The sequence below is a fragment of the Novosphingobium indicum genome (assembly GCF_014645195.1).
Classification (GTDB): domain Bacteria; phylum Pseudomonadota; class Alphaproteobacteria; order Sphingomonadales; family Sphingomonadaceae; genus Novosphingobium; species Novosphingobium indicum.
Window position 1 is genome coordinate 1 of sequence record NZ_BMLK01000002.1, and the last position, 24,860, is coordinate 24,860.

The 24,860-nt window shown below is 63.3% G+C and carries 27 protein-coding genes, 2 tRNA genes and 1 pseudogene; 17 read left to right on the plus strand and 13 right to left on the minus strand.

Features of this window, described 5'->3' with window-relative positions:
* Positions 1 to 161 precede the first annotated feature (161 nt).
* A complete protein-coding gene (locus tag IEX64_RS01680; RefSeq protein WP_188817645.1) occupies positions 162 to 1,922 on the minus strand; it encodes a fatty acyl-AMP ligase in 1,761 nt (586 codons plus the stop codon).
* A 149-nt stretch (positions 1,923 to 2,071) separates the two neighbouring features.
* Here IEX64_RS01680 and IEX64_RS01685 point away from each other — a divergent pair, with 149 nt between their 5' ends.
* A complete protein-coding gene (locus tag IEX64_RS01685) occupies positions 2,072 to 2,617 on the plus strand; it encodes a regulatory protein RecX (RefSeq protein ID WP_188817647.1) in 546 nt (181 codons plus the stop codon).
* Entirely contained in the window at positions 2,618 to 3,106 is a 489-nt protein-coding gene (locus IEX64_RS01690; protein WP_188817649.1) for a DUF192 domain-containing protein, read from the plus strand.
* On the opposite strand, the gene IEX64_RS01695 is transcribed toward IEX64_RS01690, so the two are convergent.
* Positions 2,995 to 4,557, minus strand: coding sequence for an MFS transporter (locus tag IEX64_RS01695; RefSeq protein WP_188817651.1), 1,563 nt, complete (start codon positions 4,555 to 4,557; stop codon positions 2,995 to 2,997). The two genes, IEX64_RS01690 and IEX64_RS01695, sit on opposite strands and share 112 nt — an antisense overlap.
* 123 nt (positions 4,558 to 4,680) lie before the next feature.
* Here IEX64_RS01695 and IEX64_RS01700 point away from each other — a divergent pair, with 123 nt between their 5' ends.
* Together IEX64_RS01700 and IEX64_RS24340 are read left to right on the plus strand one after the other, a co-directional pair.
* Entirely contained in the window at positions 4,681 to 5,082 is a 402-nt protein-coding gene (locus tag IEX64_RS01700; RefSeq protein WP_188817653.1) for an NADH:ubiquinone oxidoreductase subunit NDUFA12, read from the plus strand.
* Between the two features lie 11 nt (positions 5,083 to 5,093).
* Positions 5,094 to 5,696, plus strand: a complete 603-nt coding sequence (locus tag IEX64_RS24340; protein WP_229710011.1) for a DUF2155 domain-containing protein — start codon at positions 5,094 to 5,096, stop codon at positions 5,694 to 5,696.
* A gap of 17 nt (positions 5,697 to 5,713) precedes the next feature.
* On the opposite strand, the pseudogene aat reads toward IEX64_RS24340, so the two are convergent.
* Positions 5,714 to 6,397 (minus strand): annotated as a pseudogene (aat, locus tag IEX64_RS24345) (leucyl/phenylalanyl-tRNA--protein transferase); the annotation flags it as partial.
* Positions 6,398 to 6,447: 50 nt separating this feature from the next.
* On the opposite strand from aat, the gene IEX64_RS01715 reads away from it, so the two are divergent.
* The 9 genes from IEX64_RS01715 (at position 6,448) to IEX64_RS01755 (ending at position 13,957) form a co-directional block, all read left to right on the plus strand.
* A tRNA-Trp gene (locus IEX64_RS01715) sits at positions 6,448 to 6,523 on the plus strand.
* 183 nt (positions 6,524 to 6,706) lie between these two features.
* Entirely contained in the window at positions 6,707 to 8,254 is a 1,548-nt protein-coding gene (locus IEX64_RS01720) for a hypothetical protein (protein WP_188817657.1), read from the plus strand.
* A 131-nt stretch (positions 8,255 to 8,385) separates the two neighbouring features.
* Entirely contained in the window at positions 8,386 to 8,580 is a 195-nt protein-coding gene (gene secE / locus IEX64_RS01725; RefSeq protein WP_188817659.1) for a preprotein translocase subunit SecE, read from the plus strand.
* A 32-nt stretch (positions 8,581 to 8,612) separates the two neighbouring features.
* Positions 8,613 to 9,149: a transcription termination/antitermination protein NusG gene (nusG, locus tag IEX64_RS01730; protein WP_188817660.1), complete on the plus strand. Its 537-nt coding sequence runs from the start codon at positions 8,613 to 8,615 to the stop codon at positions 9,147 to 9,149.
* 524 nt (positions 9,150 to 9,673) lie between these two features.
* Positions 9,674 to 10,105, plus strand: a complete 432-nt coding sequence (gene rplK, locus IEX64_RS01735) for a 50S ribosomal protein L11 (RefSeq protein ID WP_039278447.1) — start codon at positions 9,674 to 9,676, stop codon at positions 10,103 to 10,105.
* Positions 10,106 to 10,109: 4 nt separating this feature from the next.
* The gene (rplA, locus tag IEX64_RS01740) at positions 10,110 to 10,811 is read left to right on the plus strand and encodes a 50S ribosomal protein L1 (protein ID WP_188817662.1); all 702 of its coding nucleotides are present in this window, start codon (positions 10,110 to 10,112) and stop codon (positions 10,809 to 10,811) included.
* A gap of 360 nt (positions 10,812 to 11,171) precedes the next feature.
* On the plus strand, positions 11,172 to 12,158 hold the full coding sequence (locus IEX64_RS01745; protein WP_188817664.1) for a sterol desaturase family protein: 987 nt from the start codon (positions 11,172 to 11,174) through the stop codon (positions 12,156 to 12,158).
* Positions 12,159 to 12,335: 177 nt separating this feature from the next.
* Positions 12,336 to 12,962: a hypothetical protein gene (locus tag IEX64_RS01750; RefSeq protein WP_308422578.1), complete on the plus strand. Its 627-nt coding sequence runs from the start codon at positions 12,336 to 12,338 to the stop codon at positions 12,960 to 12,962.
* Positions 12,963 to 13,108: 146 nt separating this feature from the next.
* Positions 13,109 to 13,957 carry a TauD/TfdA dioxygenase family protein gene (locus IEX64_RS01755; RefSeq protein WP_188817668.1) on the plus strand — a complete coding sequence of 283 codons (849 nt, stop codon included), beginning with the start codon at positions 13,109 to 13,111 and terminating at the stop codon, positions 13,955 to 13,957.
* A gap of 24 nt (positions 13,958 to 13,981) precedes the next feature.
* On the opposite strand, the gene IEX64_RS01760 is transcribed toward IEX64_RS01755, so the two are convergent.
* The 4 genes from IEX64_RS01760 to rimO all read right to left on the minus strand — a co-directional run bounded on the left by IEX64_RS01760 (position 13,982) and on the right by rimO (position 17,403).
* Positions 13,982 to 14,494 carry a hypothetical protein gene (locus tag IEX64_RS01760; protein ID WP_229710012.1) on the minus strand — a complete coding sequence of 171 codons (513 nt, stop codon included), beginning with the start codon at positions 14,492 to 14,494 and terminating at the stop codon, positions 13,982 to 13,984.
* Between the two features lie 38 nt (positions 14,495 to 14,532).
* Positions 14,533 to 15,294 (minus strand): competence/damage-inducible protein A, encoded by a 762-nt coding sequence (locus IEX64_RS01765; RefSeq protein WP_188817670.1) that lies wholly within the window; start codon positions 15,292 to 15,294, stop codon positions 14,533 to 14,535.
* Between the two features lie 9 nt (positions 15,295 to 15,303).
* Entirely contained in the window at positions 15,304 to 15,564 is a 261-nt protein-coding gene (locus tag IEX64_RS01770) for a hypothetical protein (RefSeq protein ID WP_188817672.1), read from the minus strand.
* Positions 15,565 to 16,008: 444 nt separating this feature from the next.
* Positions 16,009 to 17,403, minus strand: coding sequence for a 30S ribosomal protein S12 methylthiotransferase RimO (rimO, locus tag IEX64_RS01775; RefSeq protein WP_188817674.1), 1,395 nt, complete (start codon positions 17,401 to 17,403; stop codon positions 16,009 to 16,011).
* Positions 17,404 to 17,471: 68 nt separating this feature from the next.
* Between rimO and IEX64_RS01780 the strand changes: the two genes are divergently transcribed.
* Entirely contained in the window at positions 17,472 to 18,005 is a 534-nt protein-coding gene (locus tag IEX64_RS01780) for a hypothetical protein (RefSeq protein ID WP_188817676.1), read from the plus strand.
* 12 nt (positions 18,006 to 18,017) lie between these two features.
* Entirely contained in the window at positions 18,018 to 18,407 is a 390-nt protein-coding gene (locus IEX64_RS01785; protein ID WP_188817678.1) for a DUF1761 domain-containing protein, read from the plus strand.
* Here IEX64_RS01785 and IEX64_RS01790 read toward each other — a convergent pair.
* The 4 genes from IEX64_RS01790 to serS all read right to left on the minus strand — a co-directional run bounded on the left by IEX64_RS01790 (position 18,399) and on the right by serS (position 23,049).
* Positions 18,399 to 19,436 carry a potassium channel family protein gene (locus tag IEX64_RS01790; RefSeq protein ID WP_188817680.1) on the minus strand — a complete coding sequence of 346 codons (1,038 nt, stop codon included), beginning with the start codon at positions 19,434 to 19,436 and terminating at the stop codon, positions 18,399 to 18,401. The two genes, IEX64_RS01785 and IEX64_RS01790, sit on opposite strands and share 9 nt — an antisense overlap.
* 10 nt (positions 19,437 to 19,446) lie before the next feature.
* A complete protein-coding gene (locus IEX64_RS01795; RefSeq protein ID WP_188817682.1) occupies positions 19,447 to 20,889 on the minus strand; it encodes a LysM peptidoglycan-binding domain-containing protein in 1,443 nt (480 codons plus the stop codon).
* Complete coding sequence (surE, locus tag IEX64_RS01800) at positions 20,886 to 21,650, minus strand: 5'/3'-nucleotidase SurE (protein WP_188817684.1); 765 nt, start codon at positions 21,648 to 21,650, stop codon at positions 20,886 to 20,888. Before surE ends, IEX64_RS01795 begins: the two co-directional genes overlap by 4 nt.
* A gap of 118 nt (positions 21,651 to 21,768) precedes the next feature.
* On the minus strand, positions 21,769 to 23,049 hold the full coding sequence (serS, locus tag IEX64_RS01805; protein WP_188817686.1) for a serine--tRNA ligase: 1,281 nt from the start codon (positions 23,047 to 23,049) through the stop codon (positions 21,769 to 21,771).
* A gap of 106 nt (positions 23,050 to 23,155) precedes the next feature.
* Between serS and IEX64_RS01810 the strand changes: the two genes are divergently transcribed.
* Entirely contained in the window at positions 23,156 to 23,965 is an 810-nt protein-coding gene (locus tag IEX64_RS01810) for a CmcJ/NvfI family oxidoreductase (RefSeq protein WP_188817688.1), read from the plus strand.
* Between the two features lie 4 nt (positions 23,966 to 23,969).
* Here the strand turns inward: IEX64_RS01810 and IEX64_RS01815 are convergent, their stop codons facing one another.
* Positions 23,970 to 24,161 (minus strand): YgaP family membrane protein, encoded by a 192-nt coding sequence (locus IEX64_RS01815; RefSeq protein ID WP_188817690.1) that lies wholly within the window; start codon positions 24,159 to 24,161, stop codon positions 23,970 to 23,972.
* Positions 24,162 to 24,278: 117 nt separating this feature from the next.
* Positions 24,279 to 24,353, minus strand: a tRNA-Val gene (locus IEX64_RS01820).
* Positions 24,354 to 24,446: 93 nt separating this feature from the next.
* On the opposite strand from IEX64_RS01820, the gene IEX64_RS01825 reads away from it, so the two are divergent.
* Complete coding sequence (locus IEX64_RS01825) at positions 24,447 to 24,761, plus strand: DUF3297 family protein (RefSeq protein WP_188817692.1); 315 nt, start codon at positions 24,447 to 24,449, stop codon at positions 24,759 to 24,761.
* The last annotated feature ends 99 nt before the right edge of the window (positions 24,762 to 24,860 follow it).

Here is a 24,860-nt window from a genome sequence, read left to right on the forward strand (position 1 = left end):
CCCACGAATGCGCCAACTACTTCAAATCATGCGGGTACGAACCAGAATGATCGAAAACCGCTCTAATTTTACAAAAACAATCTGCAGTCAGCGGTGTCACAAAGAAACGGGCCGGAAAGCCTACGCCTTCCAGCCCGCCTTTCGTCACCTCGTGAAGCCGCTCAGGCGGCGAGCTTGAAGGGTTCGATCTCGCCCGAGAGGTAGAGCTTCTTGGCCTTGGCGCGGCTGAGCTTGCCCGAGCTGGTACGCGGCAGGCTCTTGGGCGGGACCAGTTCGACCACGCAGTTCATGCCGGTGATCGAACGGACCTTGTCGCGGATCTGCTCGCGCAGTTCCAGGCGCTTGTCCGGATCGGAAACGCGGCAGTGGACGAGCACGGCGGGGGCTTCCTCGCCGTTTTCGGTTTCCACCGAGAACGCGGCGATGTCGCCGTGGTTGAAGCCGGGAAGCTGCTCGACGGCCCACTCGATGTCCTGCGGCCAGTGGTTCTTGCCGTTGATGATGATCATGTCCTTGGCGCGGCCGACGATGAACAGGTAGCCATCGGCCATGTAACCCATGTCGCCGGTGTCCAGCCAGCCATCGACCATGCATTCGGCGGTCGCTTCGGGATCGCGGAAGTAGGAATGCATCACGCTGGTGCCGCGGCACCAGACCTTGCCGATCTTGTGATCGGCCAGCGTCTGGCCCTTCTCGCCGCGGATCACGACTTCCATGTCCTTCACCGGCTTGCCGCAGTTGACGATGGCGCGGTAGCGGGCGGGGCGCGAGAGGTCGCGCGGGCTGCCGGACAGGCGTTCTTCCTCGACCAGCTCGACGCGGATGCCTTCGCCCGGTGGCATGATCGTCACCGCGAGCGTCGCTTCGGCAAGGCCGTAGCTGGGCAGGAAGGCGGTCGCCTTGAAGCCGGCGTCGGCGAAGGCGTTGACGAAGCTCTGCATCACGTCCGGGCGGATCATGTCGGCACCGTTGCCGGCAAGGCGCCAGCGCGACAGGTCGAAGCGTTCCGAAACCGCAGTCTGCGTCGAGATCCGGCGCGAGCAGATGTCGTAGCCGAAAGTCGGCGAATACGAGATCGAGGCGCCCTGGTTGCGCGTGATCAGGTCCAGCCACGCCAGCGGGCGGCGGGCGAAGTCCTCGGTCTTGAGATAGTCGCCCGAAACCTGGTTCGCGATCAGTGAGAGGAAGCAGCCGACCAGGCCCATGTCGTGGTACCAGGGCAGCCAGGAAATGCAGCGATCCCCATCGGTAAGCTGCATGCCGTGACTGTGCGCGGCGAGGTTCGACATGAGCGAACGGTGCGTGACGGCGACGCCGTGCGGGAAGCGGGTCGAGCCGCTGGAGTACTGCAGGTAGCAGATGTCGTCGGGGCTGAGCTTCGGCAGGTCGCAGGGCGCTGCGTCCCTGGCGGCGAAGTCGGCCCAGGTCGCGTGACCGCAGCCCTGACGTTCGGCAGCGGCCGAGGTCAGCGCGGCGATCTCGTCCGGGCCGATCAGCATCAGCGGGTCCGAGCTGGAGAGCTGGACGGCAAGCTGCTCGATGTAGTTGTCCTTGCCGCCGAAGCTGGTCGGCAGCGGCAGCGGCACCGGCCAGGCACCGGCATAGACGGCGCCGCAGAAAAGCGCGGCGAAGTCCGGGCCAGTCTCGGCGATCAGCGCGATGCGGTCGCCCGGCTTCACGCCGCGCGCAATGAGCGCATAGGCAACGGTAAGCGAATCTTCACGCAATTGGCTGAAAGGATAGACCTGCTTCAGCGTGCCGCGCGGATCATGGAAATTGAAACCACGCTCACCCTGCGCCGCGTAGTCGAGCGCGTCGCCAAAGGTGTCGAAGTCGGCGAACCGGCGCGGCAAAGCGTCGTCGTTCGGCGTCGCTACAAGTGCCTCATTTGAATTCGGCACCATGCTGATGGTGTCGGCCATATTCGTCTAACCCGTTGTTGTTATACATTAAATTCTTCAAAGAGATGCGCTTCTAGCCGGTACTTTCTGAACCGGAGATAGCTGACGTCTCCTGCTTGCCACCACGCGCTCTCCCCAATCTGAGCCGAGTGTGGCACGAATAGGGCAAGATGTCGGTCAAGCGTCGCAATCCCCGTCCCCTTACGTCGGCCCGCCTGGAAGAGCTGGCGCTGGCCTATGTCGCGCGCTTTGCCACGACGCAAGCGAAGTTGCGCGCTTATCTCCAGCGCAAGCTGCGCGAGCGGGGCTGGGAAGACGAGGGCACGCCACCGATCGACGATCTGGTGAGCCGCTACGCCGAGTTGGGCTACATCGACGACGAAGCCTGGGCGCGGATGAAGGCGGGCAGCCTGATGCGGCGCGGTTACGGTAGGCGGCGCGTGGCCGAGGCGCTGGGGCACGCAGGCATCGAGGAGGATGTTCGCGAGGACCTGCGCGCATCGGAAGGCGATCAGCGCCGCGCCGCCTTGATCATGGCGCGTAGGCGGCGCTTCGGACCGTTCGCGGTTCAGCCTGTCGACAGGCCGGCGCGGGAAAAGCACCTCGCCGCGATGCTGCGGGCTGGACACCCGCTCGACATTGCGCGCCGGATCGTCGATGCCACCGACCCCGACGAGACCGAGGAGTGGGTCGAGTCGGCTTTCGGAGATGAATAAGTGCGCCTGACCAGGACTTTTGCCGCCACTTTCCTTTTGGCTATCGCCGCTTGCTCGCAGAGCGGCCCCGAAGCCGCGGCCAGTGCCGCGACCAAGCAGGCGGCCGTGCATCCTGTTTCCGGCCTGCCGGTCGTGCCGCTAACGGTGACGTCGGACGGCAAGACTCACACGTTCCAGGTGGAAGTCGCCAAGACCGAGGCGGAGCAGGCCAAGGGCCTGATGTTTCGCACCGAACTGGGCCCCGACGAAGGCATGATCTTTCCGAAGGACCCGCCCGAGCGTTCGGCTTTCTGGATGCGCAATACGGTGATCCCGCTCGACATCATCTTCATCGGTACCGATCACCGCATTCTGAACATCGCGGCGAACGCCGTGCCTTACGACGAGACGCCGTTGCCTTCGACCGGGATTACCTCGGGCGTACTGGAACTCGCGGGCGGCCGCGCCGCCGAACTGGGCATCAAGCCCGGCGACAAGGTGAAGTGGTAACCGTCGCAGTCCTCATGCCATGACAGCGGGCGCGCCACGTGTTCTAGCGGCTTGCGCGCGCTGTCGAGGCCGAAGCGCCATGCGGCTGCGCCGGCTACGATCATGAGCACGGCGGCAAAGAGATAGCCGCCCAGCACTTGCAGGCGCGATCCGCTCTCGATCAGCAGGCCGAAGACCCACGGGGCCAGAACCCCGCCGACGCCGGTGCCCATTGCATAGAACAGGGCGATGGACAGGGCGCGGATCTCCAGCGGGAAGCTTTCCGCTACGGTGAGGTAGGCCGAGGAGGCTGCGGCCGAAGCGAAGAAGAAGGTCAGGCTCCAGCATAGCGTCTGGGTCGTGGCGTCGAGCAACTCGGCGGCGAAAAACAGGCCGGTGATCGCGAGCAGGGCGCCGGAGACGGCATAGGTGAGAGCGATCATCTGTCTGCGCCCGACGGTGTCGAACAGCCGCCCCAGCAGAAGCGGGCCCAGCACGTTACCCGCCGCGAAGGGCAGGACGTACCAGCCCACGTCTGCCGAGGGGATGCCGTAGAAATCGCTCAGCATCAGTGCGTAGGTGAAGAAGATCGCGTTGTAGAGAAACGCCTGCGACGCCATCAGCAACAGGCCGAGTGCGGCGCGTTGCGGATAAGTGCGCAGCAAAGTGCCGAAGACTTCACTCAGCGGCGTGTAGCGGCGGGCCCTGAGGCGCATCTTCTGGTCCACCGGATCGAGCTTGCCGCCGCTTGCGACGATGTTGCTTTCAATGTCCGCCACGATCGCTTCGGCCTGTTCGGCATGGCCGTGCGTGATCAGCCATCGAGGGCTTTCGGGCAGGTGGCGGCGCAGGAAAATGATCACGAGGCCGGTGATGGCCCCGATCAGGAAGGCGAAGCGCCAGCCAAGATCCACGTGCAGGACTTCCGGGTCGAGCACGACCACCGCCACCACGCCGGCCACGGCGGCTCCGATCCAGTAACTGCCGTTGATGACGAGGTCGGTCCAGCCGCGATGGCGGGCCGGGATCAGCTCCTGAATCGCTGAGTTGATCGCGCTGTATTCGCCGCCGATCCCGGCGCCGGTCAGGAAGCGCATCAGCGCGAAACTCGGCAGGTCCCAGGTGAGGGCAGTTCCGGCAGTCGCCGAAAGATAGATCAGCAGCGTGATCGTGAAGAGCTTCTTGCGACCCATCCGGTCGGTCAGCCAGCCGAAGAACAGCGCGCCCAGCACAGCGCCGGCGAGATAGGCGCTGTTGGCGAGGCCCACATCGCTCGCGGTGAAGCGCAAGGTGGGGCTTTCGCGCAGGGCAGGGGCTACCGAACCGGCAAGCGTGACTTCCAGTCCATCGAGAATCCAGGTGATTCCCAGCGCCACGACCACAAGCCAGTGAAAACCCGCCCATGGCAGGCGATCGAGGCGCGCGGGGACGTCGGTTTCGACAATCCGCGCGGGGGACGGCTCGTGATTCATCGTGGGCAGCCTATCCGCAGCCCCGCAGGGGATCAAATAGGACGTTGTGGGATCACTCCGTTCGTGCAGGGCTCCCGCTCAACACGCTTGCCTTGGCGCAGGCGGAGAGGTAACGCGCGGCTCATGGGAATTCTCGGCAAGATCTTCACCTGGTGGGACGGCGCCACCATCGGCACCTCGCTCTGGAGCGCGCGTAACGGCGAGCATGTCGGCACCGACGCACAGGGCAACAAGTACTATCGTGCCAAGAAGGCCACGACGCCCGAAGGCTACGACAAGCGCTGGGTGATCTATGCCGGCGCCAACGATGCCAGCAACGTGCCGTCCGAGTGGCATGGCTGGCTGCACCACTCCTATGACGAGGTGCCCGAAAGCCACCTTCCGCCGCCGCGGATCTGGGAAGTCGACTACACACCCAACGCCACGGGTACGGTCGCTGCCTACCGTCCGCAGGGCGCGCTCGAACGCGGCGGCCGACGTGCGGCGGCAACGGGCGACTACGAAGCCTGGTCGCCGGACGCCTGAAGGGCGGCCTAGTGAAGCGGGCCGCCGCCAATCTGACGCTTTTCGCCTCGCTGTCGCTGCTTGCAGCCTGCGGTAGCGGGGGGAACGATCCGGAAGCGCAGGATACCTCTGTGCCGGAGGCGATCGCCGGCATGCAGGCAGGGCCGGCGCAGGCCGAGCAGGGCCAGCACCTCGGCACGCCCAACAAGGACCGCGTGGTCACGCTGGGCGTGCTCAACAAGCGCAACAACCTCACGCAGGACGTGGTGATGAAGCCGGGCGAATCGAAGCGCCTCGGCAATCTCGTCGTGAAAGTGGCAACCTGCGAGAAGACGCTTCCCTGGGAGCACCCGGAGGAGCAGGGCGCTTTCGTTCAGGTCTTCGTCGAGGAACGGGCCAACGCCGACGAGAAGCTGGCGTGGCACAAGGTCTTTTCAGGCTGGCTGTTCAAGAATTCGCCGGGCCTGAATGTGGTCGAGCACCCGGTCTACGACGTCTGGGTCAAGAAGTGCGCGATGAGCTTCCCGGGCGAGGATTCGAGCCCGGCCGCCACGGCATCCTCGCGGAGTGCCGCGAATGCCGCGGGCAGTGCCAGTACGTCTGCTCCGGCGAGTTCCGAAGGCGAAACGGACTGAGCGTCCTTCAGTAGCGCAACATAGCGCTTCTGGCTGATCTCCACGGCCCCCAGCGACGAAAGATGGTCGGTTATGAACTGGCAGTCGAGCAGGCTGCCATGGCCGCGGCGCATGGCTGCGACGAGCCAGGCGAGGGCCACTTTCGAGGCATCCGGCACGCGGCTGAACATGCTTTCGCCGCAAAAGACCCCGTCGAAGCCGACTCCGTAGAGACCGCCGACGAGTCGCGGACCGCTGCCATCGGGCCCGTCCTGCCAGCATTCCACCGAATGGGCCTGACCCATCTCGTGCAGGTTTTCGTAGCTGGCCTGGATGCGATGGCTGATCCAGCTGCGCCCGTCGTCGTCCTCGCCGGTCGGCTCTCTTGGTGCGGCGCAGGCCTCCACAACCTGCGAAAAGGCGGCATTGCAGGTCACCTTGAAGCGGCCGCGGCGCAAGGTGCGGGCCAGCGATCGCGAGAGATGGAAGCCGTCGAGCGGAAGAATTGCGCGCAGGCGCGGTTCCACCCAGAAGATTTCCGGGTCGTCGCGGCTGTCCGCCATCGGGAAAATCCCGGTGCGGTATGCGAGCATGAGAAGATCGGGCTCGATCAGGTCGACGGCGCGCGGGGCATGCATTCCGGGTGTCATAGCAAATAGAAGTGAACGCGAATATCGTATCACCGCGCGATGGCGATTTGTGCGTTGTCGCGGCAGGCGCATTCCGCCCTTGTAATCCTCATCGTCTCCCTCTAGAGGCACCCGGCGCCTGCAGGAGTGTAGCTCAGTTGGTAGAGCATCGGTCTCCAAAACCGAGGGCCGCGGGTTCGAATCCTGCCACTCCTGCCAGTCTCTCCCCAAAGCCTCGCCGCTACGGATCATGCGGAAATTGCGGCCTGCCGCGATCCCGTATAGCTTATGCGGGACTTGCCAACGGCTTGGGGGCATTTAGGACGGCGACGTTTCCGGCGAGTCGTTACGCACGTACGACCCGGTCCGGTTTCGACTTTGCGGGGAAAGATTCAGTCGCACATGCACGGAACGGCTAAGCCAGACGCGGGCGATAAGGGCGACGTGCCGGAGACGGCCGCCGAAAGCGAAGCCACCGAAGCCTATCGTCGCAAGCGCGATGTCGCTTTCTGGCTGGGACTGTTCCTCTCGATCGTCGCCTCGCTCCCCGTACTCGTCACCTGGGCTCCGCAGATGACCGACTATCCCTCGCACCTCGCGGGATACAAGGTTCTGCTCGACCACGGCTCCGATCCCTGGCTGACGCATTATTTCCTGCACAACTGGGAATGGACCGGCAATCTCGGGGCCGAACTGCTGATGGTGCCGCTGGCGCCGATCTTCGGCCTGGAAGAGGCGGGACGGTTGATAGTCGCGCTGATCCCTTTCCTGACCGGGCTTTCCATCATGGCGGTGGCCTGGAGCCTGCGCAAGAACATCGGCGTGGGCGCGATCCTGGCCTTTGCGATGATCTGGTCGCCGTCGCTGCTGATGGGCTTCCTCAACTATTCGCTCTCGCTGGCCATGGCGCTGTTCGCGTTCGCGCTGTGGGTGCGCATGGAAGGATCGGCCTGGCGCCACGTCGTTTTCGTGCCGATCTCCTTTGCGGTATGGCTGTGCCATGTCTCGGGCTGGGGCATCATGGGTGTGCTCGTGTTCGGCTACGAATGGACCCGCCGCCGCAACTGGCTGGACTGGCGCCCGTTCACCAAGCCCTGGCCGCTGGTATTCCCGATTGTGCCGATGCTCGCGGGGATGGGCGCCAATTCGCAGGTTTCCTACGGTCGCTGGGGCGTGCTCGAGTACAAGTGGGCGATCCTCTACAAGGCGATGCGCAGCTACGATCAGGTGTTCGACATCGCCAGCCTTTGTCTGGTGATGCTCGTCATCACCTTTGCGTTGTTCACCAGGCGTATCGACGGCCGCGCCGGCTGGGCCGCACTGCTGCTGTTCTTCCTGACGCTGGCCGTGCCGCGTCAGATCTTCGGCGGCGACTATGCCGACTACCGGCTCAGCACCGCCGCGCTGCTGGTCGCGTGCCTGGCGATCGACTGGCCGGTGTCGCGCTGGGGGCTGGCGCTGGCCGGCCTGCTGTTCTCGGCGCGCACGGCCGTGACCACTGTAGTCTGGTATCAGGATGCGCAGAGCGCCAAGCAACTGATCGCCGCGCTCGATTACGTGCCTGAAGGCGCCAAGGTCGCTACGGCCGTCGCCATTCCGCGCGTGCAGTGGCGCTTCGGCCCGTTCGAGCATTTCGGCAGCTATGCCGTCGTCCGGCGCAGCGCCATGGAGAATTCCAACTTCGCGCTCCCCGATGTGCACATGCTGGCAATGCGTGAGACCAAGTACCGTTTCAACGATCCGACTCAGCGCATTCTCTATTCCCCGAACCAGCGGATCGATCTGCGCAAGTTCAAGCCTGCGCGCCATGCGGACTACCTCTGGTTCATCGGCAGCGTACATCCAGTGGCGGTGCCCGATGGGGCACGGATCGTTTACAGCACGCCCAATTCGTTCCTGGCGCGCATGCCAGATGCAGTGGACCTTGCAAATCCGGCAGACGGGGGCTAAGTCGCCAATTCCTTCCGACATAGGAAACGCAATCTGCCCCTCCCGGTCTCGACCGGGGTGGCGATGGCCCCTAGCCGGAAGCCACGAGAATTTTGCTCAGGCATCAGGCAAGAGATACGAAAGCGACTGACATGGCCAAGATCAATCCCGGCGAATTCATGCGTCAGGTCCAGGCGGAAGGACGCAAGATCTACTGGCCCTCGCGCCAGGAGACGGTGACCACGGCGATCTTCGTCGGCATCATGACGGTGCTGCTCGCGACGTTCTTCCTGGGTATCGACGCCCTGTTCGGCTGGGTCGTCAGCGCGCTGCTGTCGCTGCTGTGATCGCCTGAAAATAGACTTAGATAGAGAGAATCATGGCCCGCTGGTACATCATCCACGCCTACTCCGGCTTCGAGAACAAGGTGAAGGAAGCGATCCTCGCCGAAGCTGAACGGATGGGGCTCTCGCAGCTCGTCGAGGACATTCAGGTCCCTTCGGAAACCATCACTGAAGTGAAGCGCGGCAAGAAGGTTCAGGTCGATCGCAAGACCATGCCCGGCTATGTGCTCGCCAAGCTGACGCTGAACGACGACATCTACCACCTTGTGAAGAACACGCCCAAGGTAACCGGATTCCTCGGTGCCAGCGGCAAGCCGCAGGCGATCAGCGAAACCGAGGCCGCACGCTACTTCGGCGCCGCCGAAGCCGCAGCCGCCGCCCCGCGCCAGCAGGTCAGCATCGATTACGAGATCGGCGACTCGGTCAAGGTTCTCGACGGTCCCTTCGCCAGCTTCAACGGCGTGGTCGAGGAGCTCGATTTCGACAAGAACCGCGTCAAGGTCTCGGTCTCGATCTTCGGTCGTGCGACCCCGGTCGAACTCGACTTCGAGCACGTCGAACTCAGCAAGTAATCGCGTCACCGCGGCGCGTGCCTTGTCGGCATGCCGCACTGGTGCATTGACGATAAGCGTACCCTGAAGGTGTCCCCGTTCCCGTATGCCGGGAATGAGGTCAGACGGCGGGCGCATTGCGTCCGCAGGGGTGGCGCGCCTTCCGCGACTGGGCGGCCTGCGCGGGCTCGCCGGTTGCGGTGTGGCCTTTCTCGATCATCTGCAGTTTCTTTGCTCGCGAATGCGCCGCTTCCGCTCCCAGGGTTCCAGGCTTGGGGTTGGCCGACCGGATCTTCCTGATTTCCGGCTATGTCTTCGCAAATGTCTGCCTGCAGGGTAGTCGCGACCAGCCCCACATAAGGGCCATCAACACGGCGCTTTCCTTTTGATCCGAATTCGGTTAGGGGCGCGCTCTTCGCGGCGGCCTTGCGGATTTTCCGGGGCCGAGGTGATTATCGTGCGGGAGGGCGCTCAGGCGCCTGTTCGACCGCTTAACATGAGCTTCTGCCAAGGTGCAGGGGCGATAGTGTGAAAGGAGGCCTCTCGTGGCCAAGAAAATTGAAGGCTACATCAAGCTGCAGGTGCCTGCCGGCGCCGCCAACCCCTCGCCGCCGATCGGCCCCGCCCTGGGTCAGCGCGGTGTGAACATCATGGAATTCTGCAAGGCGTTCAATGCCGCCACGCAGGAGATGGAAAAGGGCATGCCGATCCCGACCATCATCACGGTCTATGCGGATCGCAGCTTCACGTTCGTCACCAAGACGCCCCCGGCTTCGTTCCTCATCAAGAAGGCTGCCAACCTCAAGTCCGGCTCGAAGGAGCCCGGCAAGGTGTCGGCCGGCAAGATCGCTCGCTCGAAGCTGAGCGAAATTGCCGAGATGAAGATGAAGGATCTCAACGCCAACGATATCGAGGCTGCGACCAAGATCATCGAAGGTTCGGCCCGTGCGATGGGCCTCGAAGTGACGGAGGGCTGATCACATGGCAAAGCTGACCAAGAAGCAGAAGTCGCTGAACGAGAAGCTGGGCGACAACATGAAGCTCTACGCCGTTGGCGAAGCGCTGCAGACCCTGCGTGACCTCAAGACCACCAAGTTCGACGAGACCGTTGAAGTCGCGATGAACCTGGGTGTCGATCCGCGCCACGCCGACCAGATGGTCCGCGGCATGGTTTCGCTCCCGGCCGGTACCGGCAAGACCGTTCGCGTCGCCGTGTTCGCCAAGGGCGACAAGGCCGAGGCCGCTGTCGCCGCTGGTGCCGACAAGGTGGGCGCCGAGGACCTCATGGAAGACATGCAGGCCGGCAACCTCGACTACGACCGCGTCATCGCCACTCCGGACATGATGGGCGTCGTCGGCCGTCTCGGTAAGCTGCTGGGTCCCAAGGGCCTGATGCCGAACCCGAAGCTGGGCACCGTTACCCCGAACGTCGAGCAGGCCGTGAAGGACGCCAAGGGCGGCCAGATCGAGTTCCGCGTCGAGAAGCAGGGCATCATCCACGCCGGCATCGGCAAGATGTCGTTCTCGGATGACGATCTGAAGAAGAACTTCGACGCTTTCGTCGATGCCATCGTCAAGGCCAAGCCGTCGGGCGCCAAGGGCAAGTACGTGCAGAAGATCGCGCTGTCCTCGTCGATGGGCCCGGGCCTGAAGATCGACACGACGGAAGTTGCCGGCGCCTGATTCGCTCAGAGCACCGAAGAGACAAGAAAAGGTCGGGAGGGAAACCTCCCGGCCTTTTTTATTGCTCGCGATAAACGCCGCAGACTTTGCTTTCGCAGCCATGGCCGAAGGGGGGGTGGTGGGAAGCCTGCCAGGTTTTTCGGGCGCTGCGATGGCAAATCCGGCCTGCGATTGGTTCGCCCTGTTACAGCGACAACCAAACACTTGGAATCAGGACAGAATCTGACGTCAGCAGGGGCTGTCTCGAATTATTATGCCGCATGTGCGAAGGTGGCCGTAGACACAGGCTGGAAATAGTATTACTATGATTCCATTGCGTATTACTGAGATGGGTAGCTAGGTATTACGAGGGTGGAAAATATGAACGGCGTTCGGGTTGGCAAAAGGATCATTGGTGCGGATGCGCCGGTGACCATCGGATGGGAAAATCTCCCCCGCGTGGAAGGTGGTCCGGTGAAGCAGTTCGTCTTCACATGGTTCCAGCCTGCCATGCTCTTTGCACTGATTGCTTTCTGGTACTACGCCCCCAATTCCATCGCCAAGTTCTCGACGGCCATCGGCATCGGTATCGGCGTGAAAATCCTGCTGCTGGGGCTCGAATGGGTGAACCCGCGGCACGAGAGCTGGCGTCTCACGTGGAAGGAGCTGGCGACCGATCTGTTTTTTGTCAGCCTGGGCTATACGATTCTGCGCATGGCCGACACTTACGTCGGCGATACGGTCATCATCACTTCGATCCAGAACTTTTTCCAAATGGAAAAGTTCACATGGTTCACCGGTTTGCCGCTGCTGGTGCAGGCTTTCCTGATCTCGTTCATTTTCGATTTCGGACAATACTGGATGCACCGCGGGATGCATAACTGGTATCCGCTGTGGCTGACCCACGCGCCGCATCACTACATCACCCAGTTGAACATCAACAAGGGCGCTGTCGGCAACCCGATCGAACTCTTCCTGATCGGCCTGGGTATCGGCGGATTTTTCGACTTCCTGCCGCGCGCCTTCCTGCTGGCAGGGTCGCTCGGTCTGGCCGTGAGCATCTACCAGCATATCAACGTGCGCTTCAACACGCCGCGCTGGTGGCGCTTCGTGTTCAACACGACCGAGCATCACAGTGTGCACCATTCGCAGGACTATGAAGCCACGCGCAGCAACTATTCCGGAACCTGGATCATCATCGACCGCATGTTCGGCACTTGCGTCGACGGCGAGGCGGAGCTGCTGGGCATGGAAGGCGGTCGCAAGATGTCGATCCGCGAGAACATGACGTTCCCCTTCAGCGAGGGCTGGAAGACGCTGAAGGCGAAATTCGGCCGCCACGAACCGGCAGCCGTTCCGGCAGAGTGACTGCACGGCAGCCGCACTGGAACAAGTACAAAACATGCCGATAATGGTCAGGCCGGAGCGATCCTAATCGATCCGGCCTGACCCTGCTTGCCGCATCGAGCGGCAAGATAGGCCCTGCAAGAAGGAAATCGCGTGGTCCCTCGCTTTATCGACTGGATCTGGCACATCAGGGGGAGCGTGGCACTCGCCCCCGGACAAACGAGCGACGAGGCTTTCGACAAGCTTGAACCCTTGTTCAACCAGGTCGGCACCACCCATGAACGCGCAGGGGACACTCTGAGGTTCAAGAAAAAGGACTCCGCCGCTCAGGACAAGATGTCGGTGTTCGACGGCGGCGTGCTGCAAGTCGAACGAGGCCCGGGTGGCGGCGTTTTGCGCTATCATATGATCAGCCGGGCATTGCTGGCCTGTTTTCTGGCGCCGTTGCTTTTCCTGGGTTTCGCCCAGCTGGCCATTTTCGTGAATTCGTACGAAGCGGCGTCAGCCAAAGCCGGGGCTGCATCGGAAGAAAAGAAAAAGGCGGAGAAGGAGAAGGCCGAGGTGCCGATGCACCCGATCGACAAGTTCCTCGGTGCGCCAGAACCCGAAAAGCCCGAGAAGGACAAGGCCGACAGCGAGGAAGAAGGCGCTCAGGAAGGCAAGCACTCGCCCACGCCGGCTTGTGTCTTCGCCGGAATATTTGCCGCGCTTTATGTTGGCGGCCGCATTCTTGAGGACAGGCTCATCAAACGGCTGTTCCGGAAGAGGTTGTACGAGGGTATGGTCGCTACCAGCCACAGCCCGATGATGCCGACTACAGACTGAGGCTCCTTTACACGACAGGCTTCCGCATGTCCGCCTTCGGTGGCGTGCGCAAGCCTGTATGCGTTGGCCGTTTACCTGCGAACCGTTCCCATGTATTGGCTTGCTGTACACATGTTCAGCATACAATCTGGGAGAAGGTAGCGTCCATGGCTATCCACTTTGAAAACATTAAGGAACATATCGGATCGCGAGTGTCCTGGGACGACCGCGCCGATCTCTTCACGCCTGAAGCCGCAAAGGCGATTCGCGAGCAGGTGGCCGAGCGCACCGTGCTGGTCTTCCCCGAAGTGAACCTCACCGACGAGGAACAATTGGCGATCACCAATGCCATCGGCCCGAAGATGCGCCTGACCAACACCACCAATGTCCAATCGAACGATGAGGATGTCTATCAGGTCACGCTCGACGAAAAGATCAACCCGCAGCCCGAATACGTGCTGGGCACGTTCTTCTGGCACATGGACGGCATAACCGTGGACACGCCGCCGCCGTTCGCGACGCTGCTGTCCTGCCGCATTGCTCCGGACAAGGGCGGCGAGACCGAGTTCGCCAGCACTTATGCCGCCTACGAGGGGTTGCCCGAGGAAGAGAAGCAGGCGCTCGAAGGGCTCAAGGCCGAGCATTCGGTCAAGGCCAGCCTCTCGCCGATTGCCGATGCGATCCCCGAAAAGCATCGCGAACGCGTGCTGGGCATCGGTCTCGTGAAGGAGCATCCGGTGGTGTGGACGCATGAGGACGGGCGCAAGTCGATGGTAATCGGCACGACCGCCGATCACATCGTTGGCATGGATATCCCGGCCGGCCGCGCAATGCTGGTACGGCTGCAGGAATGGGCCGCCCAGCCTGCCTTCTCGCTGCGGCACAAGTGGACGAAGGGCGACTTCGTGATCTGGGACAACACCGGCGCGATGCACCGGGCGATCCCCTACGAAAAATCGACCGGCCGAATGATGCACCGCACCTCGATCGCGGGCACTGAGGCGGTAGCGGCCTGACCGTAAAGCGGCCGGCGGCCTCGCCTAGAGGCTGTCGGCCAGGTTCGCGGCGGTATAGCACTCGATAAGGTAGGCCAGCGGCCGCCCGTCGGGCAGGACCAGCATGGCGCGGTGCGTGGAGATGGTCCCTTGGGGGCAGCCCTCGGCCCGGCCGCGCACGTTTTCGAGCGGTTGCCGCCGAAAGTTCAGCGGCGCAACGACCTTGCCGAACGGCGCGTCGCTGCCTTCGAGCGCCGCGTTCATTTCCGGCGTGAGCCGCGCGGGGACATACCAGTTCCAGGCCACGGAGAGCACGGCCGGTCCGCAGGTCAGCCGGACGTTGCGCATGGCCACCGTTTCGTCGCCTTGCAGTACAAGGTGCGCGCGGGCTTCGGCCGGCGGTGCTCCGGCAGGTGCCTTGGTGCCGTGGGCAGTTACCTCGGCCGGATTGGCCATGCCGCGCATGGCGCACCACTCCTCAAGCGCAAGGGTAGCGCTGTCGTGACGGCGTAGCACCGCCTCGAAGGCGTCCAGGGTCGGTTGGGCGGGGTGTTCCATCGCGGGGGCTGCCATCGCAACGATCGGCACGAGCAAACTCAGATTCCCCCGGCGATGGCAGGTTTGTCGATCGCTTCCAGGCGGCGCACCAGAGCGCGTGTGCAGGAGGCGAGATCGTCGGCGCTGACCGAACGGATGACGAAATTGGCGCCTGTCCGGCCCTCGGCCCAGAACGGATAGGAGCCGATCTGGCAGGTGTCGAATTCCTGTTCGGTCTCACGCAACACGTCGGCCACTTCGCTTTCGGCGACCCAGCAGCCGATGGTCTCGGCCAGCAGCGGTGCGCCGCCTTCGAGCTGCCCCGAGAGCGCATCGAGCATGCCCGCCGTGATGCTGGGCACACCGGCCATGATGAAGATGTTGTCGTAGCGGATCCCCGGTGCGCCGGTGTAACGGTTGGGTATCAGCGTCGCGCCTTCGGGCGTGCGCGCCATGCGCAGGCGGGCATCGCTGAGGCCGCCGCGGGTTTCATAATAACCTTCGAGGATCTCGCGCGCTTCAGGGTGCACGATCACGGGCACGCCGAGCGCCTGCGAAATGGCATCTACGGTAATGTCGTCGTGCGTGGGGCCGATACCGCCTGTGGTGAACAGATAGTCGTTGCGGGCCCGCAGCGTGTTCACAGCCTCGACGATGGCGTCGACGTCGTCTGCCACGACACGCACTTCCTTGAGGCGTATGCCCTGAACCTGCAGCCAGGAGGCGACCTGGGCGATGTTCTTGTCGTGGGTCCGGCCCGAGAGGATTTCGTCGCCGATTACGACGAGGGCGGCTGAATAGATTCGCGGAGCACTGGCCATGCAACGTCGCTAGGACAATTGCGCGTCCGGGGCCAGAGTTTCGCGCCGTACTATCCTTTGGAAACGCAGGTTTCCGTCATCGATCGGCGTTTCGCGCAGGGCCTTGCGGTCGACGAGCCAGTCATGGCTGAGCCGCCACGGGCCTTGCGCAGCGCTCTTCGGAATGAGGCCGCGTCCGCGGGTCGAGGTATCCGGACCTGAAACCGGCGAGCGGATCGGCTTCGGTGAGCGCGTGATCGTCCGGCAGATAGGGCGTGACCACATCGGCATGCCATGCCTCCATCTGGGCGAACAAGCGGCACAGCCATGCTGGGCACCCTGAAGTCATAGCGCACAGGGCGCACAAATCCCAAAGCATGCGAAATTCGGGCAAAAAGAAAGGGCCGGTCCGAGGACCAGCCCTGTAGAAGTTTTGGGAGAGGATGCCTGAAAGGTCCGATCCTTATGCGCCAGAGTCACCCATGCTGCAAATGCGAAAAGGTTCAGCAATGTTGCATAACGTGCAACTGCAGATCGGGTGGAGGAGGATGCCACCGAGGGGCCGCAGAAGGCCAAAAAAAAGGGCCGATCCGAAGACCAGCCCCTTGGAAGTTATTTGGGAGAGGATGCCTGAAAGGCCGTTCCGATATGCATCCCGGCCCCGATTCCGGCAAATGAGAAAACCTTTGCAGAAGTTGCATGATTTGCAACTACATATCGCCCTTTCGATGAGAGTCAGGCCTGGGCGATCGCTCCGAAAAGGTCGTGCTCGTCCGCATCTTCGACAATAACATCAATGATATCACCAACTTGTAGGTCTTCCCCGACATCACGAAGGAAGACGTTGCCGTCGATCTCCGGGGCATCCGCCTGGGAGCGACCTGTTGCACCGATGTCGCCTTCCTCATCCGGTTCACCGACTTCGTCGATGATCACGGGCAGAACGCGGCCAACCTTTGCGGCCAGCTTTGCGGCGCTGATCGCGGCGGTCTTTTCCATGATCCGGGCGTAACGCTCTTCCTTGACCTCTTCGGGAACGGCGCCGGGCAGGTGGTTGGCGCTGGCCCCTTCGACCGGTTCGAAGCGGAACGCGCCCACGCGATCGAGCTGCGCTTCGTCCAGCCAGTCGAGCAGGTACTCGAAGTCCGCCTCGGTCTCACCGGGAAAGCCGACCACGAAGCTGGAGCGGATGGCGATGTCGGGGCAGATCTCGCGCCAGTTACGCAGCCGCTCGAGCACCTTGGCTTCGTTCGCTGGGCGTTTCATCGCTTTCAGCACCGACGGTGCGGCATGCTGGAAGGGAATGTCGAGGTACGGCGTCAGTAGCCCCTCGGCCATCAGCGGGATCACCGCATCGACGTGCGGATAGGGATAGACGTAGTGCAGCCGTACCCAGGGTCGGCGCCCCTGCGCATCAGAGAGCTGGCCAAGTTCGCGGGCGAGGTCGGTCATGTGGGTGCGAACCGGATGGTCCTTCCACATGCGTTCCTCGTGCTTGACCTCGACACCGTAGGCCGAGGTGTCCTGGCTGATCACCAGCAACTCGCGCGTACCGGCCTGCACCAGCTTTTCCGCCTCGCGCAGCACCGCGTCGATGCGGCGGCTTGCCAGCTTTCCGCGCAGCGAGGGGATGATGCAGAACGAGCAGGCGTGGTTGCAGCCCTCGGAAATCTTCAGATAGCTGTAGTGGCGCGGCGTCAGCTTCACGCCGGCCTCGTCGCCAAAATCACCGCGGGCCTGCGGGATGAGATCCACGTAGGGGCTCAGATCTGGCGGAGCAGCCTCGTGCACGGCCTCGACGACGGCCTCGTACTGGTGCGCACCGGTAACGGCGAGCACTTGCGGGAACCTGGCCCGGATCGCGTCCGCTTCGTTGCCCATGCAGCCGGTGACGATGACGCGGCCGTTTTCGGCCATCGCTTCGCCGATCGCGGCAAGGCTTTCTTCCTTGGCCGAATCGAGAAAACCGCAGGTGTTGACGAGCACCACATCGGCGCCGGCATAGTCCGGGCTCATGCTGTAGCCGTCCGCGCGCAGGCGGGTGAGGATGCGTTCGGAGTCGACAAGCGCTTTGGGGCAGCCGAGGCTGACCATGCCGACCTTGGGCGGGGAGGGAATTTCTATGGCCATGGGATCGCGCGCCCGATACGCTGAAAGTGGCCGAGAGTCACGAAAAACGCGAAGAGTGCCCGAACACCATGGAAATCGCCATTACCAAGGGCTCTCGTGACGATGCCATCGAGATTCGCCGCGCCGATGGCAGCGTCGCGGTGACGCGCTTTCCCGGGAAAGGCCCGGTGCCGCATGATGCGGTCCACTATTTTGTTGAAACGGGGATGGGACTGGCCCGCGGCTTTTGGGGACTCGTGGCGGAAGGCATGCATCCCGAGGATATCGCCGAGATGGCCAAGGCCAGCGGCCATGCCAGCGCCAAGCGCGCGCAAGTGCCGGATGCCGGGATCGTGGAACTGTTGCAGGTCGAACGGCTGGTCGAATGCTTCGAGGCGGATCTCTGGTCGGGCAGCGGCGACGATCAGGCGCTGATCGGGATTGCCGAAACCGCGTTTGCGTCTTCCCACGTGCCTGCGCCATCGGCGCTGGGGGCAGCGATACCGGCTATTCGTACGGCGCTCACGCGTTTTTCGTGTGACTGGATGGACGCGCGGGAGGGGCATGTGGCACGCTTGCACTGGACGCGCCCGGACCGGTCGCTCAACGAAAACGAAGATTGAGGGAGAGATGCGATGGGCCCCGTGAACTGGTTGGCGGTATTCCTGGCTGCAGCACTGGCAGTGGCCGTGGGCCTCGTGTGGAACGGGCCGCTTTTCCGGACCGGACGGCAGTTACTGCCGGGTAACGCCCAGCGCGGCAATTACATGCTCGTGGGGTTCGTCTTCCTGATCAGCGCGATCATGCTGGGGCACAACTTTGCACGGATCGGCGCGGAAACGCTCGCGGCAAAGCCCTGGCTCTACTTCATGCAGACGGGCGGAATCGCGCTGGCCTTCGTGATTCCCTCTGTTTGGCTTACGCACTTGCGCAATGGCGCAGAGCCGATGCGCAGGGTGATCGACTGTCTGTTCTGGCTGGTGGCCTATCTCGCGATGGGCCTGGTGTTCTGGGTCTTAAGCTGACGGCTGCGGGCACGCGGCGATCTCTACGATGATGTCGCCCGCTTCCAACACATGCGCGCCGGGTTCCCAGAAGCCGATTTCCTTGCCCTTGCGGTAGATGCGCAGGCCCTTTCCGGTGGCGATCTCCTCCAGCGGCTTGCCCACTTCGCCGGGTTCTACGGCGCGCTCGATAAGCTGCACACGGCCCGTTACCGAGGCGAGGTCGGCCAGATAGTCGGAAATGTGCTGCCCTTCGGCAGAACCGGCCAGCAGCAGTCCGGTGAAACGCACGGGATTGATGACATTGTTGGCGCCGGCCTGCCGGGCCAGCGCTTCGTTGTCGTCAGCGCGTACTACCGCTGTGATCGGGACGTGCGGGGCTACATGGCGCGCCGTCAGGATGATCAGGATCGTGGTGTCGTCGCGGCCTGCCGAAACCAGCACGGTACGGGCTGACCCGATGCGCACGGCCTCCAGCGTCTCGTCGCGCGTGGCATCGCCTTCCATGACGTTGCAGCCTGCCTGTTCGGCAAGGGCCAGACGCTGGGCGCTGGGGTCGATCACGACGATGCACGAGGGATCGGTGCCGCGGGCGATCAGTTCCGCGACCGATTCCGAGCCGCTGACGCCGTAGCCGAGCACCACGATATGGTCCGAGAGGCGCTCCTGAATTCGTTTCATGCGCCAGGTCTCCCAACTGTGCTTGATGATGAAATTGTAGGCGGTGCCTACGAAGATGTAGATCACGGCCAGTCGGATCGGGGTGACGATTACCGCCTCCACCAGCCGTGACTTGTCGCTGACCGGGGCGATGTCGCCGAAGCCCGTGGTCGTGATTGAGATCATCGTGAAATAGACGACATCGAGAAAGCTGACGACGCCATCGTGCGAGTCGTTCAGACCGTCGCGGTCCAGCCAGTGAACCATGACGACGATGAACACGAGCGCCAATGCGCCGCCCAGTCGCAGGGCAACGTCGGCCCATACGGGCATGCCCAAGGCGCGGCGCAGCGGTTTGAAAAGGGAAGGCGGTGGCCGCTTTCTCGACATGGGAAGAGGACTAGGGTGCCTTGGGCAGCTCGTCCAGCGGGTCTACGGGCTTGCCGTCCTGACGCACTTCGAAATGCAGTTCGTTGCCCTTGGCCAGGCCGGTGCCGCCGACGAGCCCGATACGTTCGCCCGCCGAGACCTTGGTGCCTTCCTTCACGGTGATCCGGCTGAGGAAACCGTAGGCGGTGTACCAGCCGTTACCATGATCGATCACGACCAGATTTCCGAACTGTTCCTTTTCCTTGCCGGCGAACTTGACGGTGCCGGCCGCAGCAGCGCGGACCATCGTTCCCTTGGCGGCCTGGATGTCCAGACCGTCATGGTAATTCGTGCCGGTGGCATAGCCGCGGCGGATCGGCCCGCTGACCGGCCAGCCGAAGCGCGCCGTCTTGGCGTTGCTGGCGGGCAGTTCGGTTGCCGCCGGGGCAGGGGCCGGATTGAGCTTGGAGACGCCCGTTGTCGGCGGATTGAGCAAGGTCGGAATCAGCAGGTTCTGGCCGGTCTGGACGGGGGTATCGGGCTCCATGCCATTGGCGGTCGCGATCTGTTCCCACGGCATCCCGTACTTCATCGCGATCGAGAAGCCGGTATCGCCGCTGGCCACCGTGTAGTGCCGGGTGCGCGGGATCTGCAGTTTCTGGCCGACGCGAACGGTGAACGGCGGCTGCAGGCCATTGGCTTCCGCGATGAGCACGCGCGGTACCTTGGCGCGCGCAGCGATCCCGCCCAGCGTCTCACCGGGTGCGACAACGTGAACGCTTTCGGTTTCAGGAGACCCGCCGGAGGAGACGGGCGCCGACGATGGGCGCGTCTCAATGACCCGCGAGGCGACGCGTGTCGATGCGGCACCAGGGATCGTCAGCTTCTGACCGATCCTCACGATGTAGGGCGCTTCAAGGCCGTTGGCTTCGGCAAGAGCAGAAGCGGAAACGCCGCCGCGGTTGGCGATACCGCCAAGCGTTTCGCCTGCCTCCACGACATGAAAGCCGGGCGTCGCTGCCGCGCTTGCAGCGGTGGCGCTCTTCGATCCGCCTGCTCCGGGGATCGTCAGCTTCTGGCCGATCCGCACGATATAGGGCGCTTCCAGCCCATTGACTTCGGCAATGGCGGAGGCAGAGACACCGGCCCGGTTGGCAATGCCGCCCAGCGTCTCGCCGGGCTCGACGACGTGGACACCGCTTTGCGACGTAGACGCCGTGGCAGGCGCTGCGGAACTCTTGCGCGGAATGCTGAGCTTCTGGCCGACTTGCACGACGTAGGGTGCTTCGAGCCCATTGGCCTCGGCAATGGCGGAAGCGGAGACGCCGGCCCGGTTGGCAATGCCGTTCAGCGTTTCACCGGATTCGACGACATGGACCGCCTCGTCTTCCGGCGAGACCGCCAGAGCCGGTGCAGCCATGGCGAGGGGAGCGAGGACGAGCGCCGCGCCGGCCAGAAGACGGAAGTTCCTCATGCCCGGTAGATCTCCGCCAACGGGGCGAGAGAATCGTGATGGGTCAAGTCAATCTGCAACGGCGTCACCGAAACAAAGCCCCCTGCAATCGCTTCGAGATCTGTATTGCTACCTAAAGTATGCTCTATGCCATGTAGCCCGAACCAGTAATAAGGGAAACCGCGAGGGTCTGTTCCTTCCACAACTGATCCACGCGCATAGTCGTGAAAGCCCTGCCGCACGACACGAATGCCGGCAACTTGGTCACCGGCGACCGGCGGAAAGTTCACATTGATCAGCGTGCGCGGTGCGAAGGGCGCATCGAGCAGCGGCTTCAGGACTCTCGCACCCCATTGTTCCGCCGCGGAAAAATCGACATTGTTGCCAACGCCTTCCTTCGAATAGACCTGGCTGAGGGCCACGGCGCGGATGCCTGCCAGCGCGCCTTCGAAGGCGGCCGACACAGTGCCGGAATAGGTGACGTCATCGCCCAGATTAGCCCCGCGATTGACGCCCGAGAGGATCAGATCGGGCGGAGCAGGCAGAATTTTCTTCAGCGCCATGGTCACGGAGTCAGTCGGCGTGCCGCTGACCGAGAAACGCCGCTCGGCATGCTGACGCATCCGCACGGGACGGGTGAGCGTCAGCGAATGGCCTGCGCCCGACTGTTCCTCGCTCGGCGCGCAGATCCAGATATCGTCAGAAAGCTGCGCCGCGATCTTTTCCAGAACGTAGAGGCCGGGTGCGTTGATGCCGTCGTCGTTGGTGAGGAGGATGCGCATTGCTGGTGACCTCTGGTTCAGGTTTGTCGGGTTGTCCCCATGTCCGCTCATCCTGAGCTTGTCGAAGGATGATGGCACAGTGCTCGCGTCCTTCGGCAGGCTCAGGACGAGCGGGGCGTCATGATAGGGGCGTGAGCTTCTCGATCCCGCCCATCCACGGCTTGAGCGCGTCAGGCACGAGGACCGAGCCGTCTTCCTGCTGGTAGTTTTCCAGAACCGCCACGAGCGTGCGGCCCACGGCAAGGCCGGAGCCGTTGAGCGTGTGCACGAACTCGGTCTTCTTCGAACCTTCCGGCTTGAAGCGCGCGTTCATGCGGCGGGCCTGGTAGTCGCCGCAGTTCGAGATCGAGCTGATCTCGCGGTAGGCGCCCTGGCCCGGCAGCCAGACTTCGAGGTCGAATGTCTTGCGCGCCGTGGCGCCCATGTCGCCGGCGCAGAGCAGCACCTTGCGATAGGGCAGGTCCAGTGCCTGCAGGATGCCTTCGGCAGCGGCTACCATGCGCTCGTGCTCGGCCTCGCTTTCCTCCGGCTTGCACACGGTGACGAGTTCGACCTTCTCGAACTGGTGCTGGCGGATGAACCCGCGCGTATCGCGCCCGGCCGCACCCGCTTCCGAGCGGAAGCAGGGGGTGAGGGCGGTCATGCGCAGGGGAAGCGCTTCGGGATCGAGGATCTGCTCGCGCACCGCATTGGTCAGGCTGACTTCGGCGGTGGGGATCATCCAGCGCCCGTCAGTCGTCTGGAACAGGTCTTCGGAAAACTTCGGCAATTGCCCGGTGCCGAACACCGCATCGTCCTTCACCAGCAGCGGCACATTGCATTCCATGTAGCCGTTGGTGGCCGTCTGCGTATCGAGCATGAACTGCGCCAAAGCGCGGTGCAGGCGTGCCATCTGGCCCTTGAGGAACGTGAAACGCGCGCCCGAGATCAGCGCGCCGGTCTCGAAATCGAGGCCGAGGGCAGGGCCGAGGTCGGCGTGTTCCTTGGGCGTGAACGCGAAAGTACCGGGCGTGCCCCACTTGCCGACTTCGACGTTCTGGCTCTCGTCCTCGCCGTCCGGCACTTCATCGACCGGGATATTCGGCAGGCGCGCGAGTGCGTCCTGAAGCTTGGCCGTCAGCTCCTTTTCCTCGGCTTCGAGCGCGGGGAGCGTTTCCTTGAGCTGCGCGACTTCGGCCTTCAGCGCTTCGGCGGTTTCGGTGTCGCCCTGGCCCATGGCCTTGCCGATGGCCTTGGAGGCCTCGTTGCGGCGGCTCTGGCCTTCCTGCATGCGCGTGGCGACCGAGCGGCGCTGCTCGTCGATGGCAAGGATGGTCTGGGCGACGGGTTCTACCCCGCGGCGGGCGAGGCCGGCGTCGAAGCTTTCCGGGTTTTCGCGGATCTGGCGGATGTCATGCATGGTCCCGCGCCTATGCCGTCTTGAGAGGGCCGTCGCAAGTCGGCTCGCTTGTGCTTTTCAGGGTTTTGAGTGAGACTTGCGGCCAAAGATCGAGGGGAGAGCGATCATGACAGAGGCGGAAACGCTCGGCGCCATGCAGGCGCAGATCAATTTTGCAACCAACCGCGAAGATGGTGGCACCTGGAGCAATCTCCACAAGTCGCTGATTACACAGCCGCTGACGGCGCAGGGCATCATGTTGCGCGATCGCTCGCTTTCGGCCGACGCGCCTTCGCTGGAATGCGAAGGTTTCGAAGTGCATCGGCTGGCGTTCGACGGTGCCAAGTGGCGCAATCCCGAATGGGTCGAGACGACCGGTAGCCCGCTGACCATGGAGCACATTCGCGAATGCACCGGCGCGGCGCATATCGCGCCTTTTTACGGCCATATGGCGCTGATCCGCGATACCGGCGATCCCGCCCAACCCACCGCGGCCGAATTCGTCCATCTCGACCATAGCCGCACGTCTGCCCTGCCGTTTATCGAGCGCTGCGCGCCGGAAAATATCCGCGCCCGCTATCCGCACGTGCGCATTTACAACGTCTGGCGCGCACTCACGCCGCCGCCGCACGACATGCCGCTGGCGATTTGCGACCAGCGCACGATCGATCCGGCAGACTGGGTGGAAGGCAAGACCGTCGAGCCGGTGATGCCCGAAGGCGTCCCTTACGTGACGACGGTCTTCAATCCCGGGCAGCGCTGGAACTGGTTTTCCGATCTCACCCCGGACGATGCGCTCGTGTTCAAGGCCTGGGACAGCGATCCGTCCGTGCCGTTCGGATGCCTGCACGGCGCCTTCCGCAACCCGTACGCGCCAGCCGATACCGTGCCGCGCGCGAGTGCGGAACTACGGTACATCGCCTTTTTCGAGGATTGAGCGCTTACGAAGCCTTGCAGGTCCGGATGCCGAGCAGGCTGTAGAGCGGGCAGGTGCGGAAAAGCCCGGTCACCAGCGGCACGACGCCGATCAGGCCCCACATCGTCTTCGGTCCCACGAACACCAGCGCCAGCAAGACAATGCCCAGCACGATCCGCAGCATGCGATCGACGGAGCCGACGTTTACTTTGAACATTTCCATTCTCCCTGTCCTTGATAGGCCGGAAGTGCGCCAGACAGGCGTTGTCCGCATTGATTGCGGTCAACCGATCTTTGGTAGGCGATGGAAGGAGGAGGCATCCCGTCTGGGGGATGGTGGGCGCGACAGGGATTGAACCTGTGACCCCACCCGTGTGAAGGGTGTGCTCTACCGCTGAGCTACGCGCCCGCTACCATTTGCGGAAGCGCGCCCCTAGACAACTCGGGGCGCGTTGACAAGCGCTGAATTGACAAGCCCCGATAGGACACTAGAGGCGCAGACATGACCGAAGAGACCAGCACGCCCGAGCAGGCATCGCAGCAGACCGGCGCCGACGTGCCGCCCGATCACCTTGCCATCAATCCGCGCAGCCCGTTCTTCGATGCGGAGAAGCTGCAGCGCGGCATCGGCATCCGGTTCAAGGGCACCGTGCGGAACAATGTCGAGGAATACTGCATTTCCGAAAGCTGGGTGCGCGTGCAGGCCGGCAAGACGCTGGACCGCAAGGGTAACCCGCTGACGATCAAGCTGACCGGCCCGGTCGAAGCCTGGTACGAGGATCTCGGCGACAACCCGCCCGTCGCGAAGAAAGACTGAGCTCCAGGCTTCAGTCCCTTCGGAGGCTCCGGCGAGTGTCCCGTCTCTGAGACGTTAAATCGTCTAAGCACAGGCGCTTAAGCGCGGCCCTTAAACTTA

Coding starts and splice junctions, on each gene's coding strand:
- IEX64_RS01785 (WP_188817678.1), top strand. CDS start 18,018: ATGGGCCCCGTGAACTGGTTGGCGGTATTCCTGGCTGCAGCACTGGCA.
- IEX64_RS01780 (WP_188817676.1), top strand. CDS start 17,472: ATGGAAATCGCCATTACCAAGGGCTCTCGTGACGATGCCATCGAGATT.
- IEX64_RS01755 (WP_188817668.1), top strand. CDS start 13,109: ATGGCTATCCACTTTGAAAACATTAAGGAACATATCGGATCGCGAGTG.
- IEX64_RS01790 (WP_188817680.1), bottom strand. CDS start 19,436: ATGTCGAGAAAGCGGCCACCGCCTTCCCTTTTCAAACCGCTGCGCCGC.
- secE (WP_188817659.1), top strand. CDS start 8,386: ATGGCCAAGATCAATCCCGGCGAATTCATGCGTCAGGTCCAGGCGGAA.
- IEX64_RS01700 (WP_188817653.1), top strand. CDS start 4,681: ATGGGAATTCTCGGCAAGATCTTCACCTGGTGGGACGGCGCCACCATC.
- IEX64_RS01825 (WP_188817692.1), top strand. CDS start 24,447: ATGACCGAAGAGACCAGCACGCCCGAGCAGGCATCGCAGCAGACCGGC.
- IEX64_RS01815 (WP_188817690.1), bottom strand. CDS start 24,161: ATGTTCAAAGTAAACGTCGGCTCCGTCGATCGCATGCTGCGGATCGTG.
- serS (WP_188817686.1), bottom strand. CDS start 23,049: ATGCATGACATCCGCCAGATCCGCGAAAACCCGGAAAGCTTCGACGCC.
- surE (WP_188817684.1), bottom strand. CDS start 21,650: ATGCGCATCCTCCTCACCAACGACGACGGCATCAACGCACCCGGCCTC.
- IEX64_RS01770 (WP_188817672.1), bottom strand. CDS start 15,564: ATGCCGATGTGGTCACGCCCTATCTGCCGGACGATCACGCGCTCACCG.
- nusG (WP_188817660.1), top strand. CDS start 8,613: ATGGCCCGCTGGTACATCATCCACGCCTACTCCGGCTTCGAGAACAAG.
- rplA (WP_188817662.1), top strand. CDS start 10,110: ATGGCAAAGCTGACCAAGAAGCAGAAGTCGCTGAACGAGAAGCTGGGC.
- IEX64_RS01810 (WP_188817688.1), top strand. CDS start 23,156: ATGACAGAGGCGGAAACGCTCGGCGCCATGCAGGCGCAGATCAATTTT.
- IEX64_RS01745 (WP_188817664.1), top strand. CDS start 11,172: ATGAACGGCGTTCGGGTTGGCAAAAGGATCATTGGTGCGGATGCGCCG.
- IEX64_RS01765 (WP_188817670.1), bottom strand. CDS start 15,294: ATGGCCAGTGCTCCGCGAATCTATTCAGCCGCCCTCGTCGTAATCGGC.
- IEX64_RS01760 (WP_229710012.1), bottom strand. CDS start 14,494: ATGGAACACCCCGCCCAACCGACCCTGGACGCCTTCGAGGCGGTGCTA.
- IEX64_RS01795 (WP_188817682.1), bottom strand. CDS start 20,889: ATGAGGAACTTCCGTCTTCTGGCCGGCGCGGCGCTCGTCCTCGCTCCC.
- IEX64_RS01685 (WP_188817647.1), top strand. CDS start 2,072: ATGTCGGTCAAGCGTCGCAATCCCCGTCCCCTTACGTCGGCCCGCCTG.
- rimO (WP_188817674.1), bottom strand. CDS start 17,403: ATGGCCATAGAAATTCCCTCCCCGCCCAAGGTCGGCATGGTCAGCCTC.
- IEX64_RS01680 (WP_188817645.1), bottom strand. CDS start 1,922: ATGGCCGACACCATCAGCATGGTGCCGAATTCAAATGAGGCACTTGTA.
- IEX64_RS01695 (WP_188817651.1), bottom strand. CDS start 4,557: ATGAATCACGAGCCGTCCCCCGCGCGGATTGTCGAAACCGACGTCCCC.
- IEX64_RS01720 (WP_188817657.1), top strand. CDS start 6,707: ATGCACGGAACGGCTAAGCCAGACGCGGGCGATAAGGGCGACGTGCCG.